Consider the following 15224-nt stretch of genomic DNA (forward strand, 5'->3'; position numbering starts at 1 on the left):
GTAGGAAATCCGAACTCACCATAGCCCCGAGGGTTGGAAAATCAAACCCATCGGGTTGGAAAGTCGAACCCGCCCTCTAGACTGAGCGGCATGGCCGCCACCAAAGACCCGCGCCCCTGTTCCATCGCCGACACCCTGGCGCTCGTCGGCGAGAAGTACTCCCTGCTCGTCCTGCGCGAGGTGTGCCTGGGCAACGGCCGCTTCGACCAGCTCGTGCGCAACATCGGCGCCCCGCGCGACATCCTGGCCACCCGGCTGCGCCGCCTCGTCGACGCGGGCGTCCTCACCAAGCGCGCCTACAGCGAGCGCCCGCAGCGGTTCGAGTACCGGCCGACGCAGGCGGGGCTGGAGCTGGAGCCGGTCCTGATGACCCTCATGGCGTGGGGCGACCGCCATCTGCGCACGGACGACGACCGCCCCATGGTGATCGAGCACATCTGCGGCAACGAACTGGTCCCGGTCGTCACCTGCCGGGCCTGCGGCGACCCGGTGCGCCACGAGGACCTGTCGGCCCACCCCCAGGCGCCCGGATGGACGGTGACGGGGCCGTCGGCCGCCTGAGATCCGCCGTCCCGTCGGTCGGCCGCGATCAGCGCCAGGGATGCGCGTCCAGGTACTTGACGATCTCTTCCCTCTCCCACGCCCCGTCGGCCACGACGACCCGGTAGCGGCGGGTCAGGGTGTCACCGGGCGCCAGTTCCAGCTCGTCGTGGAAGGCCCAGGACGGGGCGACGCCCGCGAAGGGCTCGTTGCGTACGAACCAGTGGGCGGGGTGGGCGCCGTCGTCACCGGCGTGGTCGTTCTCGGGGGCGTGCGCGAAGACGAGGGTCGCGTGGCCGTCGGTGCCGTCGTGCTCACCGGAGTAGGCCAGCCAGGGCGCCCGTTCGCCCATCAGGCCGGGGCCCTCGGCGTCCGGGGCGATGATCCGGCCGCCCTGGAAGGCACGCGGGCCGCGCCAGAACAGGCCCGTGTACCCGGCCATGCCGCGCCCCGCGGTGGTGGGGCTGCCGAACCGCAGCGGCTCGGCGCGCCGGTTCGTCACGGCGCTCGTCCAGGTCAGCACCCATGAGCCGGACTCCGGCTCGACGTCGTGCACCTCGACCCTGCGCCGCTCCTCCGCCCACAGCTCCCCGTCGTGCGGATGCCAGGTCAGCCGCTCGGCGATGACGACCCGGTCACCGTCCGAGGAGACCTCGTCGAACGCGACGTGCCGCATCGAGCCGACGCGCTCGGGGAGCTCCAGATACCCCTGCCCGTGGACGTAGCTGTTGCCGCCCCACAGGTTGGCCCCGGACAGGTGCGAGGCCGTCAGCGACAGGCCCTTGTGCCAGCGGTGGTCGTTCGGCCGGTAGTCGGTGACGACGTCACCGGCGAGGGTGCGCAGCGGGTGGACGTACGGCTTCGGGGCCTCCCAGGCGGCCTCCGGCCGGTACACGTAGGCGAGGAGCTCCACGCCGGTGGCCGACTCGGTCACCGTGACGCGGTCGCCGTGCGCGTGGACGATACGCAGCCCGGTCATACGACGGCTTCCTCGCCGGACGCCGCCCGCTCGGCCATGACCGGCGCCCAGCCGGGCGCGCCCCCGTGCATCGCCGCGTAGAAGGGATCACCGGGGCCGATCTCCCCCGCCCGAACCGTCGCGTCCGTGAACGCCGACTTGTACAGCGCGGCGATCAGCTCCAGGCTCGTACGCCCGTCCGCGCCGCTGCTGCGCGGCCGCTCCCCCGCGCGCATGCTCGCCACCAGCTCCCGCAGCTGCTCCAGATGCGAGCTCGGCAGGTCCGCGCCGAAGTCCTGCCAGGCCTTTGCCTCGGTGTCCGGCACGTCCCGGGCCGGCGTGATGCGCCAGTCGTCGTTGCGGTGCCCGTACAGATGGGTCAGTTCCACGGTGGCGCGCTCGCAGTCGATCCGGATGCGGCTGACCTCGTCGGGGCTCAGCACGCTGTTCACGACGGTCGCCATCGCGCCGTTCGCGAAGCGGACGAGGGCCGTCGACACGTCCTCGGTCTCGACGTCGTGCACCAGCCGGCCGGCCATGGCACGCACCTCGCTCCACGGTCCGAGCAGGTCGAGCAGCAGATCCATCTGGTGGATCCCGTGCCCCATCGCGGGGCCGCCGCCCTCGGTCGCCCAGCGGCCGCGCCAGGGCACGGCGTAGTAGGCGGTGTCCCGATACCAGGTGGTCTGGCAGTGCGCGACGAGCGGGCGGCCCATGGCCCGCTCGGCGAGCAGGCGTCGTACGTGCCGGGTGCCCGAGCCGAAGCGGTGCTGGAAGACGATCGAGGCGTACGGACCGCCGTCCTTGCCCTCCTGCGCCTCGACCGCGTCGAAGTCCGCGAGGCTCGGCACCGGCGGCTTCTCGCACCACACCCAGGCGCCGGCCCGCAGCGCGGCGACGGTCTGGTCGCGGTGCAGCGTCGGCGGGGTGCAGATGACGACCAGGTCGGGCCGCTGCTCCCGGAGTATCCGGTCCAGGTCGGTGTAGGGGTGGGGTGGCTCGGCTCCGGCGGTGGCCGGGGCCGCCTCCGCGCAGAAGGACTCGGCCGACGCCGCGTCGACGTCGACGGCGGCGACGAGTTCCGTCTCGCCCTCCTCGGCGAGCCGGGCGAGCGCGGGCAGGTGGGAGTCGCGTGCGATGGCGCCGGTACCGATCACGGCGACCCTGATGCGGCGGCCGGTGAGCGGGGCGATCTCGGATGCGGCCATGAACGTGAGACTCCTCCGGAGCGCCAACGACGAGTTCCTGTGCGACGCGATAGCAAGCGCTTTCGGTCCGCAGCAACGTAAGCGGCGGCCCCACCGCAGGTCAACACCGGTCCGACCGGCGGCGGCGATCGGCTGCCGAGCCCCCTGTGCCGGAGCCGTCATCGGAGGGCGCTACGCTGCCCCTCGACACTCGCGATCACTGATCACTGCGCCGCCGACGCGGTGTCCTCCACCACCCCTTGCCACGATCAGCACTTGGACTCCGTAACTTCATGTCTTGGTTTGAATCCCTCATCCTCGGACTCGTCCAGGGGCTGACCGAGTTCCTCCCCGTGTCCTCCAGCGCGCATCTGCGGCTGACGGCGGCGTTCTCGGGCTGGGAGGACCCTGGCGCGGCCTTCACGGCGATCACGCAGATCGGCACGGAGACCGCCGTGCTGATCTACTTCCGCAAGGACATCGGGCGGATCATCACGGCGTGGCTGAAGTCGCTGACGAACAAGGAGATGCGGCGCGACCACGACGCCCAGATGGGCTGGCTGGTGATCGTCGGCTCGATCCCGATCGGTGTGCTCGGCCTGACGCTGAAGGACCAGATCGAGGGTCCGTTCCGCGATCTGCGCATCACGGCGACCATGCTGATCGTCGTCGGCGTCATCATCGGCATCGCCGACCGGATGGCGGCCCGCGACGAGTCGGGCGGTCGCCACCGCGCGCCCAAGCAGCGCAAGGGACTCGAAGACCTGAACGTGAAGGACGGCCTGATCTTCGGTCTGTGCCAGTCCGCCGCCCTCATCCCCGGCGTCTCCCGCTCCGGCGCGACCATCAGCGGCGGCCTGTTCATGGGCTACAACCGCGAGGCCGCGGCCCGCTACTCCTTCCTCCTCGCGATCCCGGCCGTCCTGGCCTCCGGGCTCTTCGAGCTCAAGGACGCGATGGAGAGCGACCATGTCTCCTGGGGGCCGACGATCTTCGCGACGGTGATCGCCTTCGCGTCCGGCTACGCGGTCATCGCATGGTTCATGAAGTACATCAGCACGAAGTCCTTCATGCCGTTCGTGTACTACCGGGTGGTGCTCGGTGTGGCGGTGGTTGTGCTGGTCAGCATGGGTGCGCTGAGCCCGCACGCGGGCGAATCCGGCGGCTGAACCAGGGCCACACAGGTAGCGCTATCTAGCATTTCCTAGCGCCTGATTGCAGCACCACGCCATGATCATCTCCCACTTGTCTCCCACTCATCTCCCACCGGGGAGGCCGGACACACCCCACTAGGACGTGTGCGCCCGCAAAGTAGGGGATGACGCGGAAGGGTCCGCACGGACGTGCGGGCCCTTCCGCACAGAGGGTAGAGCGGGTCAGCTGAGGTTCATGTCCGGCCAAGGCCGCGACCCTCGCCACGCGGAAACGCAGCCGCTCATCCACCGTGTCCCAGGCAGCACCCGGTGAGGTCGTCCAGTGCCGCGGCCGTGAGGATAAGCCAGCCGAGGCGCGCTTCCATGTCATCCCACGCGTGCGTCGCCTCGACTGCCTCACCATGCGGACCCGTGCCCTGTACACCGCTATGGCGACTTCCCCCATGTCCTCGTGGATCGCGAGGAACTGGAGGAGCCGGATGTCCCCAGCCGCCGGTGATCCCATCCGGCGCGCGGCCCTGGAGCTGGTGCTCCACACCGCCGCGCCGTGAAGGGCCTCCGCGGCCTCGCCCAGCTCCTGACTGATCTTGGGCAAGCGCACCGGCTCCGCCGCACGCCGCCCATCCTCGGCAGGCCCCTCCACCAGGCCGGTTCACGGACGCTCCTCGCCTGCTGTTCGGCCCATGAGATCTGCACCGTCCCGCGCCACCGCGCACAACGCCGTGGGCCGAACCACACCCGATGGTGGCCCGCGGGCCGGCACACCGGGATCTGACTGGACGACGAGGACATCGTCTGCGCTGAGGCCTGGCCGATCCTGCACGACTCGCGGTGTACAGGGTCGCCCACAACGCCATCAATACTGCGAGGCGATCTTTGAAGCTGATCGCACAGCTCGCGGCGAGTCAGATATGGTGCCGAAAACGCAGCGGCGTCTCGCCATGGACATCTTCGAGTTCCGGTGGTGTCCCTTAGGAGACATTTTGCTGCCACTGGCCGGACGCGACAACGCCGCTGATCGCCGAAGCCCCCAGCAAGACACCGATGAGATGCGTCAATGCACCAGCCGGGACACGCATCGGCCTCCACCAAGACCCTTGACGGCCTCACACGAGTACGCCCAGTCTCCGACGCGGAACAGCGGCGCGGGAGCGGTCAGCCGGTTCGCCACCAGTACCTCGATGCCCTGGCCGTGCGTCAGGTCCGCCCGCGAATCCGGTGGCCGCAGCCCGTCGACGATCCCCACGAGGTCCAGCCGACGCAGAAACTCGGCAGCGACAGGCAGAGCGCCCAGGCACTTGGTCACCACGGACTCAACCACGACCTCCACGCGAGGGCGTTCCGTCCGCCCGGACGACACTCCGGACCGCCTACGAGACGGTCCTCAAACCAAGCGGTTGGCTGCGGCGACTGCGGGTCGGGCAAGGGCGGCAGAGCTCGACCTGATACCTCGGCGACGGCAGCCAACCCCAAAGCCCCTGCTCCCGCTCTCCCGACTCAGGGCGGCGCCAACCTGGAAGACCGACAGCGACCTCCGGGCTTCCTGCCCCTCAGGAGCGAACAGGCCGTTCTCAGACCTCCCAGGGATCTTGCTGGTCGAGCGCAGCCAGCACGCGAGTCGGATCGTCGATCAGATCGAACAGGCCGCTGGTCCGTCGCGCCCACCGCTCTGGATCCTCTCCCCGGCCTGGGTAAGAAGAAGCTCACCAAGCTCACCGCCAAGGACGTCCGCACGTGGCTCAACCAGCTCCGCACCACCTGCCAGTGCTGCTCGCGCGGTATCGATGCCCGGCGTGATGAGCCCCGCTGCTGTGCCGCAGGCCAGTGCTGCCACAAGCTGCTCTCCTACATCCACTCGGTGCTCAAGTCCGCCCTGGAGCACGCCGTGCGTGAGGAAGAGATCCCGCGCAACGTCGCCCGCAACGTCCGCACCTGCACCCCACGCCCCCGCCGCTTCGAACCCCTCACTGCCGACGAAGCCCGCCAGCCCCTCACCGCCGCGCAGGGTCATCGGCTGCACGCCCTGTTCGAACTCGCCCTCCACACCGGACTCCGCAAGGGCGACCTCCTCGGCCTGCACTGGGCAGACCTCGACCTCCACGCGGGCACCGCCGCAATCCGCCGCACATTGCAGCGCACAAGCACGGGCGGGCTCACCACGTTGCCCACCAAGACCCGGGCCTCCGAACGCCGCATCGCCCTCCCCACCCGCTGCCTCCAGTCTCTGAAGCTCCACCACGAACAGCAGAAGCGCGAGCAGTCCGCGGGCACCACATGGCAGCACGACGGGCACGTGTTCACCACCACGCAGGGCCGACCGATCGACCCGGCCAACCTCACCCGCGCCTTCATCACCCTCCTCCGCAAGGCCGGCCTCCGCCGCATTCGCTTCCACGACCTCCGCCACTCGACCGCCACCCTCCTCCTGGAACAGGGCGTCGAACTCGTCGTCATCAAGAACTCCTCGGCCACGCCCACATCGGCGTCACCGTCACCGTCTACGCCCACGTCCGACTCCGCCTCCAGCGCGACGCCATCGATACCCTCAGCACCGCGCTCGGCCACCCGACAAGCGCCATGGCGGCCAACGGCGACGGCAACGAACCGCCACCCTGCGCCGCCCTCATCCGCTGACGTTGCCGTCAGCTACTGCCGTCAAACGCCCGATGGGCCCCTTCCGAGGCTTCGGAAGGGGCCCATCAGTTTGCCACGCCAAGCGATCCGGAATTCAGCTCGGAATTCCACCAGTGAGCGCATCCGCACATTCAGACAAATGAACTCAAGCGAGTTCCTGCGAGACATCAAATCCCGAAGGAGCCTTGTCTCGAACGATCCCCCAAACGGGGTCTCGCTTCACTGATTCAAGCCATTCATCGAACGACGTTCCGCCTTCACGGAACCACCAGGAGTTGTGACTTTGAAGCGATCGCAGATCGGTATCGGCTTGGTATCTATACTCAAGCTGAACCTGCGAATACCCTTCATGCTCGCCTTCGGCATCAACGATTTCCATTTGACGCGCGAAGCCCACCGTGAAAGTAGGCTCTGCAAACCAGTTCACTTCGCCATACTGAAAGAGGAAACCGTCGGAGTCGGCACCGGAGGGCACGTCGAACTCAATCCGCTCGAAGTTGAGGACAGCCGCTACGACCTCCTCGATAGTGGGAACCTCTCGACTCGATCTCACCTGGTCAACGATTTCTTGCACCACGCTTAGCGCAGAGTCGATCGGTCGTCTCATCGTCTGCATCCCTCACTCGCTCCAAGATCCCTGCCACCTTGCCGTGGTACGACCGCAGAGGAGAGGGCGCCGGCAGATCCCCGTGGCGTCCCGCACAGTTCGGCGCGGGGTGCAGAAGCCCAATCCCACAACAACACCTACGGAGCAACTGAGAACCATCCGCTGCGCGGCTCTACCAAGCGCCCCTGAGAAACCAAGGATCGGCAGACTTCGGTGATTTCCTCAAGGCTCCTTGGCGGCTCGTTTTGGACGCTAGCCGAAAAGCGCCTGATCCGCCAGGAGTCAAATACCTCTAGCCTTCCCTCAAAGAAATCGACATCAACTTCAGCACCGTCAACGTCAGTGAAAAGGCACCCAGGTCCATGGAATTTGTATCGCAAGCCTTCGCAGATAGTTCCCTCCTTTTCCAGGGCTCGCGAGCGATACAGGTGGAGGAGATCGGACAGTCGCCCGACTTCGGGGTGGCAGCGTTGAACAGAGCCTCGCACTCGTGAGAGGGCTTGCAGGTACTCCTCGACTTCAGCCAACGACTTATCTGTCATCGATACCCCGGCTTCTTATACTTGTTCACTAGACGGTCCGGCCCGACCTCAGCCCAAGCGGTCGTGATGTCATCCGCACCCCCAGGATATCTTGCCCGGATTTCCTCGTCTGGAAGGATGCGATAAGGAACGTTAATTCCTGCACGCTTCGCAGCTGCCACCCTATGATGCCCGTTAAGGATATAGAGGTCACCTCCAACATTCGCCACCCAGATCGGATCACCTTGCCAGCCATTCTCCCTCATTGAAGCCGTCAGCGAATCGACATTCTTTATGGAGCCCTTACCAGAAAGGGCCTCGGTGCGCCGGAAGCTGAAGGGATCAGCAGTTCCGCACATTCCATTTGAATTGTGAACGAGAACCGGAGTCTTGCCAGCCAGCACATAGTACGTATGCAGATCATCAACCGTGAGGTTGTACGTACGGGCATACCTGGTGAAGGACCGGTTGGCCGCGACGATGACGGTGTCGCCCTCGTCGGTGAGCAGAGTCATGCCCGCCTTGAGAGCCCCCGCGTCGACCCACTCTCCCTCTGACGGAGACCAGAACGGGTGCTCGTACGTGGCCGTCAGCTTCTCGACGCCGTCCGCTGTTGCGATGGACAGCTCGTTGAAGTGCTTGTCGTGCTCGGTGACGATGAGGCGGGTCACCTTCCTGGGACCCGACTTGCCGGTTTCCGGGTCAGTGGCCAGGACCTTGTCCCCGACTTCGATGTCCTCGATGTCCTCGGTGGTGCCGTCGGCCATGAGGACATCCGTGCCGGCCAGGAAGCACCGGTTGCAGCGCGGCGACCACTTCAGCTTCCCGACCCCGCGGGCACCGACATAGGTCATGATCGACTGGAAGCCCACGTTGCCGCATATCGGGCATGTGTCGACGGCGTCGATCGAGTCGACGTGCTTCCAGCCGCCATAGAACTTACGGAGGGCGCCGCACTCGTCAATCGCGCTGGTGCCGGCCTGGCATCGCTCTCGGAAATAGAGCTCGACCATCAGCTCATAGCTGAGATCGCTAAAATAGACGTTGTTCCTCTGCAGCTGACCAAGGCTTGGAAGCTTCTTCTGGAACTCCTGGTAGATCTTCTCCGGCGGCAGAGTGGGCTTGCCGTCGCCGAGGTCGACGACGACGGTCTGAACTCCACCACCGCCCCCGCCACCGTGCGGCGTACCACGCACCGAGCCGTCGGCGTTCTTCCCGCCGCCAGGGTCGCCCTGAGTGCCGCCGTCGGGACGGGTCCAGCCCTTACCGTCGTTGCAGCCGTCGCACCAGAGTCCGGTCGGGTCGCTGTCGCTGACCGGGCTGTTGTTGCTGTACGCGTACCCGTTCATCTGAAGCGGATCCGCGATGTCGATGATCGGGTCCACAGAGAGGAAGCGGCCCGAGTTCTGGTCGTACTCGCGGGCGCCGATGTGGGTCAGGCCGGTCGCTGTGTCGTCGATGCCGACGCCAAGGTAGCCGCGCTTGTTGGGCCACGTCGGCGGCTTGGGGCCGCGAAGTTCCCCGTACGGCTTGAACGCGCGACGGGTGACAGGCTGGCCGGTCGACACTTCCACGGTCGTGTTCGCCGTGCCCAAGTGGTCCGCCAGCAGGACGTTCAGCTTGTGGCCCGTCGTGGCACCGTTGCTCGCGGTGCGGGTCACCGTAGGTGCACCGGGCTGGGCGTAGGAGCGGGAAGCCCTGGTGATCAGGCCCGTGGCGTCCGTCGTCACCTCGGTCTCGCCCAGGTGGAGCGTCGAGCCCGACGGGGAGTTCTCCAGGATGCGGTTGCCGGCGGCGTCGTAGACGTAGGTCGTCTTCTTGCCGTCGTCGGTGATCGTGTCGAGCTTGTTCTCGGACGTCCAGGTCAGGTTCTGCGTGGTGGTGGACAGGTCGCGGACCTCGGTGTTGCCCACGGCGTCGTACGTGTAGGTGCTGCCCTTGCCGGACGGGTTGGAGCTGATCCACTTCATTGTGTGCGGCTGCGAGGTGGTGCCGTAGCCGTATGTGTAGGCGACGTTCTTGGTCGCGTCCGCCGGGTCTCGTTCCGTCAGCGTGGCGCGGTTGCCCAGCCAGTCGAAGGTGAACGACTGGTGGTACGCCGTCGCGCCCGTGGCCACGGTCGCCGTGTCGGGAGCCGTGGCCGCCAGGGTCGAGGACAAGGAGGCGTCCGGGCTCGACTTGTCGCTCACGGTGTCCGGGGCATGGGCCACCGGGCCGGAGGAGGGCCGGTGGTCGGTGCGATAGCCCCACGTCGTGCCGTTCGCCGCCTTGCAGCCGGTGGCGTTGCCGGCCGGGGTGATGTTCGACGTCCAGGCGTTCACCAGCTCGCCCATCACGTCGTAGGTGAAGCACTGGGTGTCCCACGTGTCGCCCGAAGCCGCCGACAGCTTGCGGGCGTTCGACGTAATGGTGCCGGACGGGTCGTAGGAGTAGTAGCCGTCCGTGATGCGGTGCGGGCCGGAGGTCTCGCGGTCGGTGACCGTGCGCTGGAGGCTGCCGGTGTGCGGATCGACGAAGTTGGTGGTCCAGACCCGGTAGGGCTGGGAGCTGGACACCGTGCGCAGGGCCTCGCCGTAGGGCGAGTAGGTGGCGTCGGACGTGTACCAGGCGAGACCCGAGGTCGACTCGGCCAGACCGTCACCGTTGTAACGGGTGACGACCTTCTCCTTCGCCAGTCCACCCACGGCGGGCAAGGTGACCGACTGCGGTTTGCCGGTCTGGGTGTAGGTGTACGTGTACGGGTACGTGCCCGCCAGGCCCGCTGTCGCCGCGTTCGACGGGATCACCGTCTCACTGCCCGTGGGCCGGTAGTCGGTGTCGTAGCCGGTGACCCGGTTGACGTAGTCGCCGCCCGCCGTGTGCCGGGTCGAGGCGACCGGCAGGCCCAGCGCGCCCGGCAAGGAGTCGTACGTGAACGACTTGACCGGGGCGGCTGTTGCCGAGCCCTCGCGGACGAGCGTGATCCGGCCGAGCTCGTCGTAGTCCGTGTACGTCGTCCGTGACTTGGCGTCCGTCGACTTGACCGGTCGGTCGGCGTCGTCGTACGAGGTCTCCGTCTTGCCGGTGTCCGGGTCGGTGGTCGACGTCACGCCGCCCCGGGCGTCGTATGTGTAGGTCCAGGTGTTGCCCGCCGGGTCGGTGACCTTCGTGCGGTAGCCGCGGGCGTCGTACTCGTACGTCGTCCTGCGGCCGCTGTCCTCGGAGGTGGCGGCATCCCAGTTGCTCTTGGCGGCGTTGTCCTTGTAGTGGCGGATCGCGGTGACCCGGCCCAGGGCGTCGGTGTAGGTGCGTGTCTGAGGGGCGGTCGAACCTGCCGGGTCCGTGAAGGCGCTGGTGTCGTCGTAGAAGGTGTATGCGACGAAATCGCCCTTGTAGGTGTCGCCGTGGTACGTCAGCTGGATCGACGGCCGTTCCAGACCGTCATAGATGTGTTGGACCCGGCTCGGGATCAGCGCTTTCGATCTCGGCGCGAACAACTCCGCCGCTGGCTCGTCCTTCGCGAGGTAGCCGCTCGTCTGCTCGGCGACCAGGCCATGGTCGCCGTACTTCGTGTCGGTGATGATCCGGCCGGGGCCGTGCGCCTCGGACTGGGTCTGGACCTGGCGCATCAGGCCGTCATAGATCGCCACCTGACGGCTGTACGTACCGTCGTCCTTCAGCGTCTTCATGGTGACGGCGGCAGGCCTGGTCTCGGCAGAGGTGGCCACCGCCGCCTGGTACGCGATCTCCACGTCCGGGGACTTACCGCCCGAGGAACGCGAGGGCGACCAGCCCTTCACCAAGCGGCCGAGGGCGTCGTACTCGTTCCGCGTGACCCGGCCGTTGGCGTCGCTGATCGTCAGTGCCAGGCTGCGGCCCGGGTCGAAGGTCGTGGTGACGGCGTGCCCCATGGCGTTGATCGTCTTGACCGACGTGACCGGCCCGCCCGTGTCCGCAGGCGTGTACTGCGTCTGCGTGGTGCCGACGCCCGGCTTGGTGACGGTGCGGAGGCGGCCCAGTGGGTCGTACGTGGTCTTGGTGACGACCGAGTACGAGGTTCCGGCGCCGTTGATGCCGGCAGCTGACGTGACCCGCCCCTTCGTGGGCGTCTGACCGTACTCCAGGTTGTCGTAGCTGTTCTGCACCGCGTTGATGAGCTTGGTCGCTGGGTCCGCCGTGTCGTGAGCCGCGCAGGACGTGCCGGTACTGCGCTGCTCCTTCGGCAGACCGATCAGCCACGCGGACGTGTTGTGCACGTACCACGTCTTGGTGCAGGTCTGGTCGGAGAGGGTCTCACCGGTGCTGCCGTTCGGCTTGACCACGGCGGTCTCCACCTGGATCGGCAGCCCGTATGTGTCGTCGACCGTCGTCAGTGTCCGGACGGCCCGCCAACTGCTGTCGACCCGCTGGATCTCCTCCGTCCGCTCGATCCCGCTGCGGTGTGCGAGCAGCGGAGCCATGTCCGTTCCGTCCTCGGCCTCTCGCGAGCGGGACGCGGTCTGCTTCGACCAGGGGTAGTTGAGCGTGCGCTTGTGGATCCGCTTGTCGGCGTCCCGGTAGGTGATGGTCTCCGCGGTCATGCCCGCGTACTGCGGTGCGTCGTCGGTGAGCAGCGTGTAGGTGCCGGTGGAGTCCTTGACCGCGCCCCCGACTCCCAGGAAGTACCGCGTCTCGGAGTACGACTGGGCCTGCGGGATGTTCGGCTGGTTGCTGGTGCTGCTGCCCTTGGTGACGGCCACCTGACGGTAGCCGCGCCAGACGCTGTACGTACGCAGGGACGGGCGGGTGAACTCGTCGTCGCTCCTGGCCCAGGCCGGTTCCGTGTACTTGTACGTGGTGTGGACGGGCTTGCCGTGGGAGGTGACCTTGTCGGTCTCGGTCACGGAGTGGACGACGTACTTGTTGAACCAGGCCTTCGCCGGCGTCTTCTCATCGCCGTCGGGCGACCAGCGGACGGGGTAACAGGTGCCGTTCCGCTCGCCCTTGTCCTCGGACGGCTCCGCGGCGCAACCGCCCTTGTACTCGACCTCGATGTCACCGCCGTACTCCGTGGCGACCGCGCCGATCCGCGGGCGTGTGAACGCGGGCCGCTGGTCGTTCGGGCCGCTCGGCACGAGATTCGGCAGCTGACGATCCTTCAGGCGGGCGCGAAGAGGCGAGGTGGCACCGACCGAGTACTCGGCGAAGCTGACACCGTCCTTGTGCTGGAGGGTCCCCGTCGTATCGCCGGGTGCGAAGCCGCGACGGGTGATCGAGTTCAGCCACAGGCCGGGGGCCGTGTCGTACCAGTCCTCGGGGAAGGACTGGTGAAGCTGGTAGGTGTCGACCTTCCCGAGGCCTGTCTGTCCTGCACGAGCTGCCTTCGTCGTCACCGTGTCCAGGCGCATCTGCGTCCAGAAGGACGGGAACGCCGGGCACAGCTTCGAGGTGGACTTGCAGTTGAGGTTGCCAGGCGTGTCCCACCAGGGACGGTACGCACCCGGGTCGTCGGTCTTGGCGAAGTTGGCGGCGTCGCAGACCGTCTCCGACTTCAGGCAGCGCTGCTTGGCGCCGAACTCGACGGTGGCGGACGGCTTGGTCAGATCCGAGCGCATGCCGTACTCGACGGATGTCGGGTAGGCGTAACGGTCGTACTGCTCGGGAGATGTGAGCTTCTTCTTGACAGCGTAGTAGTTCGTCTCCTGCTTCCAGTTGACGACCATCGTGTTGCCATGCACGTCGACGACTTTGTCCAGGCCCCAGCGCCAGGCCTGCTTCTTGCCGGCGCCGCAGCGGGAGCCGGCGAAGGCGGTGGCGTGGCAGGGTTCACCGGGGTGGTTGCCGAAGACGGGGACGGTGGAGACGGAGTCGGTGTCGGCGTGGCCGCCGCCGACCTGGTCGAGGCCGAAGTAGTACTTCGTTCCATCCTTGTGCGTGACGATCCAGTACTCGCCGTTGTTGTCGCCGTTGGCGCCGCCTGTCCGGCGCTCCACGCGGATTCCGTCGTCGTTCTGGGGATGGTAGATCTCGGTGTCACTCTCGGGGTTGCTGCCCGCCGGCGCGTCCCGCACCAGCTCTACGCTCCGGCCGCCCAGCGACATGACCGCGTTGTACGACACCCAGCACAGGTCGGACGTCTTGTCCTTCTTGGCCGTGTTGTTGGGCGTGCCGGACTTCATAGCCTTGCGATCGTCCTGGCAGGTGCGGTAGCGGCGCTCGATGTGGCCGGGGTCGTAGTCCCAGCCCTCCCCGATCCAGGAGGCCTGGGGAGAGGACACCGCGACACGGCCGTCCACCGTCTGGGAGTTGTAGTTAAGGGAAACGGTGGGAGCAGGGCCGGCCGGAGCCGCGGGCACCAGCAGGGGGTACGACCAACTGAACGCGCCGGCGGAACCGCCCGCCTCCCACTTGCCGCTGGAGGCCAGGGGGGTGGCCTTGAAGGTGCCGCCCGCGCCGCCGCCGGAGTCGACCGCGCTGATGACCGCGGCGCCGCCGGTCGCGGCGACGGAGGTGGCCGATGTGCGGTAGGCGGCCTGGGCGATGGACGGCCCGTCGGAATCGGTGTTCGTCGCCGAGGCCGGGGCCACCTCACCGTCGGCCGCCGGGTCGACCGTCGCCGTGATCGACTGGGTCTTGGTGTCGTTCGTCGTCTCCAGTTCCTCGTAATCCTGGCACGCCTCGATGTCCGGAGTGTCCAGGTAGCACTCGGGGAACTGGACGAAGTGCAGCCGGGAGGCCCAGTCGGCGCCGTACAGGTTCTTGAACTTGGAGTAGTCGAGTTGGACCGAGATCGGGACCGAACCGGTGTCCGGGGCCTGCACCTTGATGAGGGCGCCGTCGACGCCTTGGGAGACGGGCGCGGTGCGGTCGAAGACCTGGACGGACCACGTGCCGGTGGGGGCCGGCTGATCCGGGGCCTGACCGAGACGGACGGGGAGATCTCCGACCGGGGTCAGGGCGACCTGACGGGCGGTCGTGCCCGTGCGGACCGAGGCCTGGGTCGTGGCCGACACCGGCGAGCCGAAGCTGATCGGTGCGGAGCCGGCGGCCGGAGCGGTGGCCGTGCCGGCAGGGGCCGCTTGCTGATCCTCCGGGACCTCGACCTTCAGAGTCTCCAAGTCCCGCTCGAAGGTCTCGCCGACGACCGGCTCGTCCTGGTCGAGCGTCTCCAGGTCCAGGGTCTCGCGGCCCTTTTCCTCGACCGCCGGGTCGGGCGGCAGCGCCAGCGACTGCGCGGGCAGGAGGCCCACGAGCAGGGCGGCACCGAGAGCGGGTACGACGGCCGTGCGCAGACGACGCAGACGACGGCGACGGACATGCGAAGAGCGACCGAACACGACGAGTCCCCCCGGACCACTGAGGCGGGACCGGGATCGGACCACGCGTGATGGCGTATCAGATGGCGCAGATTCTGTGACGAATCCGTGGGGTTCCGCTAGATCCACTGTGGGGATGCGATGACCATCACGGTGTGTAATACTTCATAACAGCATGTGATGCTCAGATGGTACTTTCCCGAGCTAACGGAAGCCCCCACCACTCCGCGATTATTCACTCAATTCACCAGTTCCACTGGCAAACAACCCTTAGCTTCAGGCCCTTGGGGGATGGTTCACGATGATTTGCTCCCGTGGTCAAGGCTGCTCGGACCCGATGTGGACGGGT

Annotated in this window: 8 protein-coding genes and 1 pseudogene; 3 read left to right on the forward strand and 6 right to left on the reverse strand. The window is 67.3% G+C overall.

Features of this window, described 5'->3' with window-relative positions; genetic code table 11:
• The first annotated feature begins 90 nt into the window (after positions 1-90).
• Positions 91-561 carry a winged helix-turn-helix transcriptional regulator gene (locus tag AQJ67_RS32560; protein ID WP_062722939.1) on the forward strand — a complete coding sequence of 157 codons (471 nt, stop codon included), beginning with the start codon at positions 91-93 and terminating at the stop codon, positions 559-561.
• A 28-nt stretch (positions 562-589) separates the two neighbouring features.
• Here AQJ67_RS32560 and AQJ67_RS32565 read toward each other — a convergent pair whose 3' ends face one another.
• Both AQJ67_RS32565 and AQJ67_RS32570 read right to left on the reverse strand, forming a co-directional pair.
• Entirely contained in the window at positions 590-1519 is a 930-nt protein-coding gene (locus tag AQJ67_RS32565; RefSeq protein ID WP_062722940.1) for a DUF6807 domain-containing protein, read from the reverse strand.
• Entirely contained in the window at positions 1516-2706 is a 1191-nt protein-coding gene (locus AQJ67_RS32570) for a Gfo/Idh/MocA family protein (RefSeq protein WP_062722941.1), read from the reverse strand. Before AQJ67_RS32570 ends, AQJ67_RS32565 begins: the two co-directional genes overlap by 4 nt.
• A 272-nt stretch (positions 2707-2978) precedes the next feature.
• On the opposite strand from AQJ67_RS32570, the gene AQJ67_RS32575 reads away from it, so the two are divergent.
• Entirely contained in the window at positions 2979-3854 is an 876-nt protein-coding gene (locus AQJ67_RS32575) for an undecaprenyl-diphosphate phosphatase (protein ID WP_062722942.1), read from the forward strand.
• 1039 nt (positions 3855-4893) lie between these two features.
• Here the strand turns inward: AQJ67_RS32575 and AQJ67_RS47110 are convergent.
• The gene (locus AQJ67_RS47110; protein ID WP_062722943.1) at positions 4894-5169 is read right to left on the reverse strand and encodes a DUF4277 domain-containing protein; all 276 of its coding nucleotides are present in this window, start codon (positions 5167-5169) and stop codon (positions 4894-4896) included.
• A 348-nt stretch (positions 5170-5517) separates the two neighbouring features.
• Here AQJ67_RS47110 and AQJ67_RS45855 point away from each other — a divergent pair.
• Positions 5518-6473: pseudogene (locus AQJ67_RS45855) on the forward strand (tyrosine-type recombinase/integrase); the annotation flags it as partial.
• 145 nt (positions 6474-6618) lie between these two features.
• Here the strand turns inward: AQJ67_RS45855 and AQJ67_RS47880 are convergent.
• From AQJ67_RS47880 to AQJ67_RS32590, 3 genes are all read right to left on the reverse strand, one after another.
• Positions 6619-7080 carry a hypothetical protein gene (locus AQJ67_RS47880; RefSeq protein WP_159058868.1) on the reverse strand — a complete coding sequence of 154 codons (462 nt, stop codon included), beginning with the start codon at positions 7078-7080 and terminating at the stop codon, positions 6619-6621.
• A gap of 137 nt (positions 7081-7217) precedes the next feature.
• A complete protein-coding gene (locus AQJ67_RS50820) occupies positions 7218-7622 on the reverse strand; it encodes a DUF6896 domain-containing protein (RefSeq protein ID WP_425264195.1) in 405 nt (134 codons plus the stop codon).
• Complete coding sequence (locus AQJ67_RS32590; protein WP_079056293.1) at positions 7619-14896, reverse strand: polymorphic toxin-type HINT domain-containing protein; 7278 nt, start codon at positions 14894-14896, stop codon at positions 7619-7621. Before AQJ67_RS32590 ends, AQJ67_RS50820 begins: the two co-directional genes overlap by 4 nt.
• Positions 14897-15224 lie beyond the last annotated feature (328 nt).

It is taken from the genome of Streptomyces caeruleatus (assembly GCF_001514235.1).
GTDB classification, from domain to species: domain Bacteria; phylum Actinomycetota; class Actinomycetes; order Streptomycetales; family Streptomycetaceae; genus Streptomyces; species Streptomyces caeruleatus.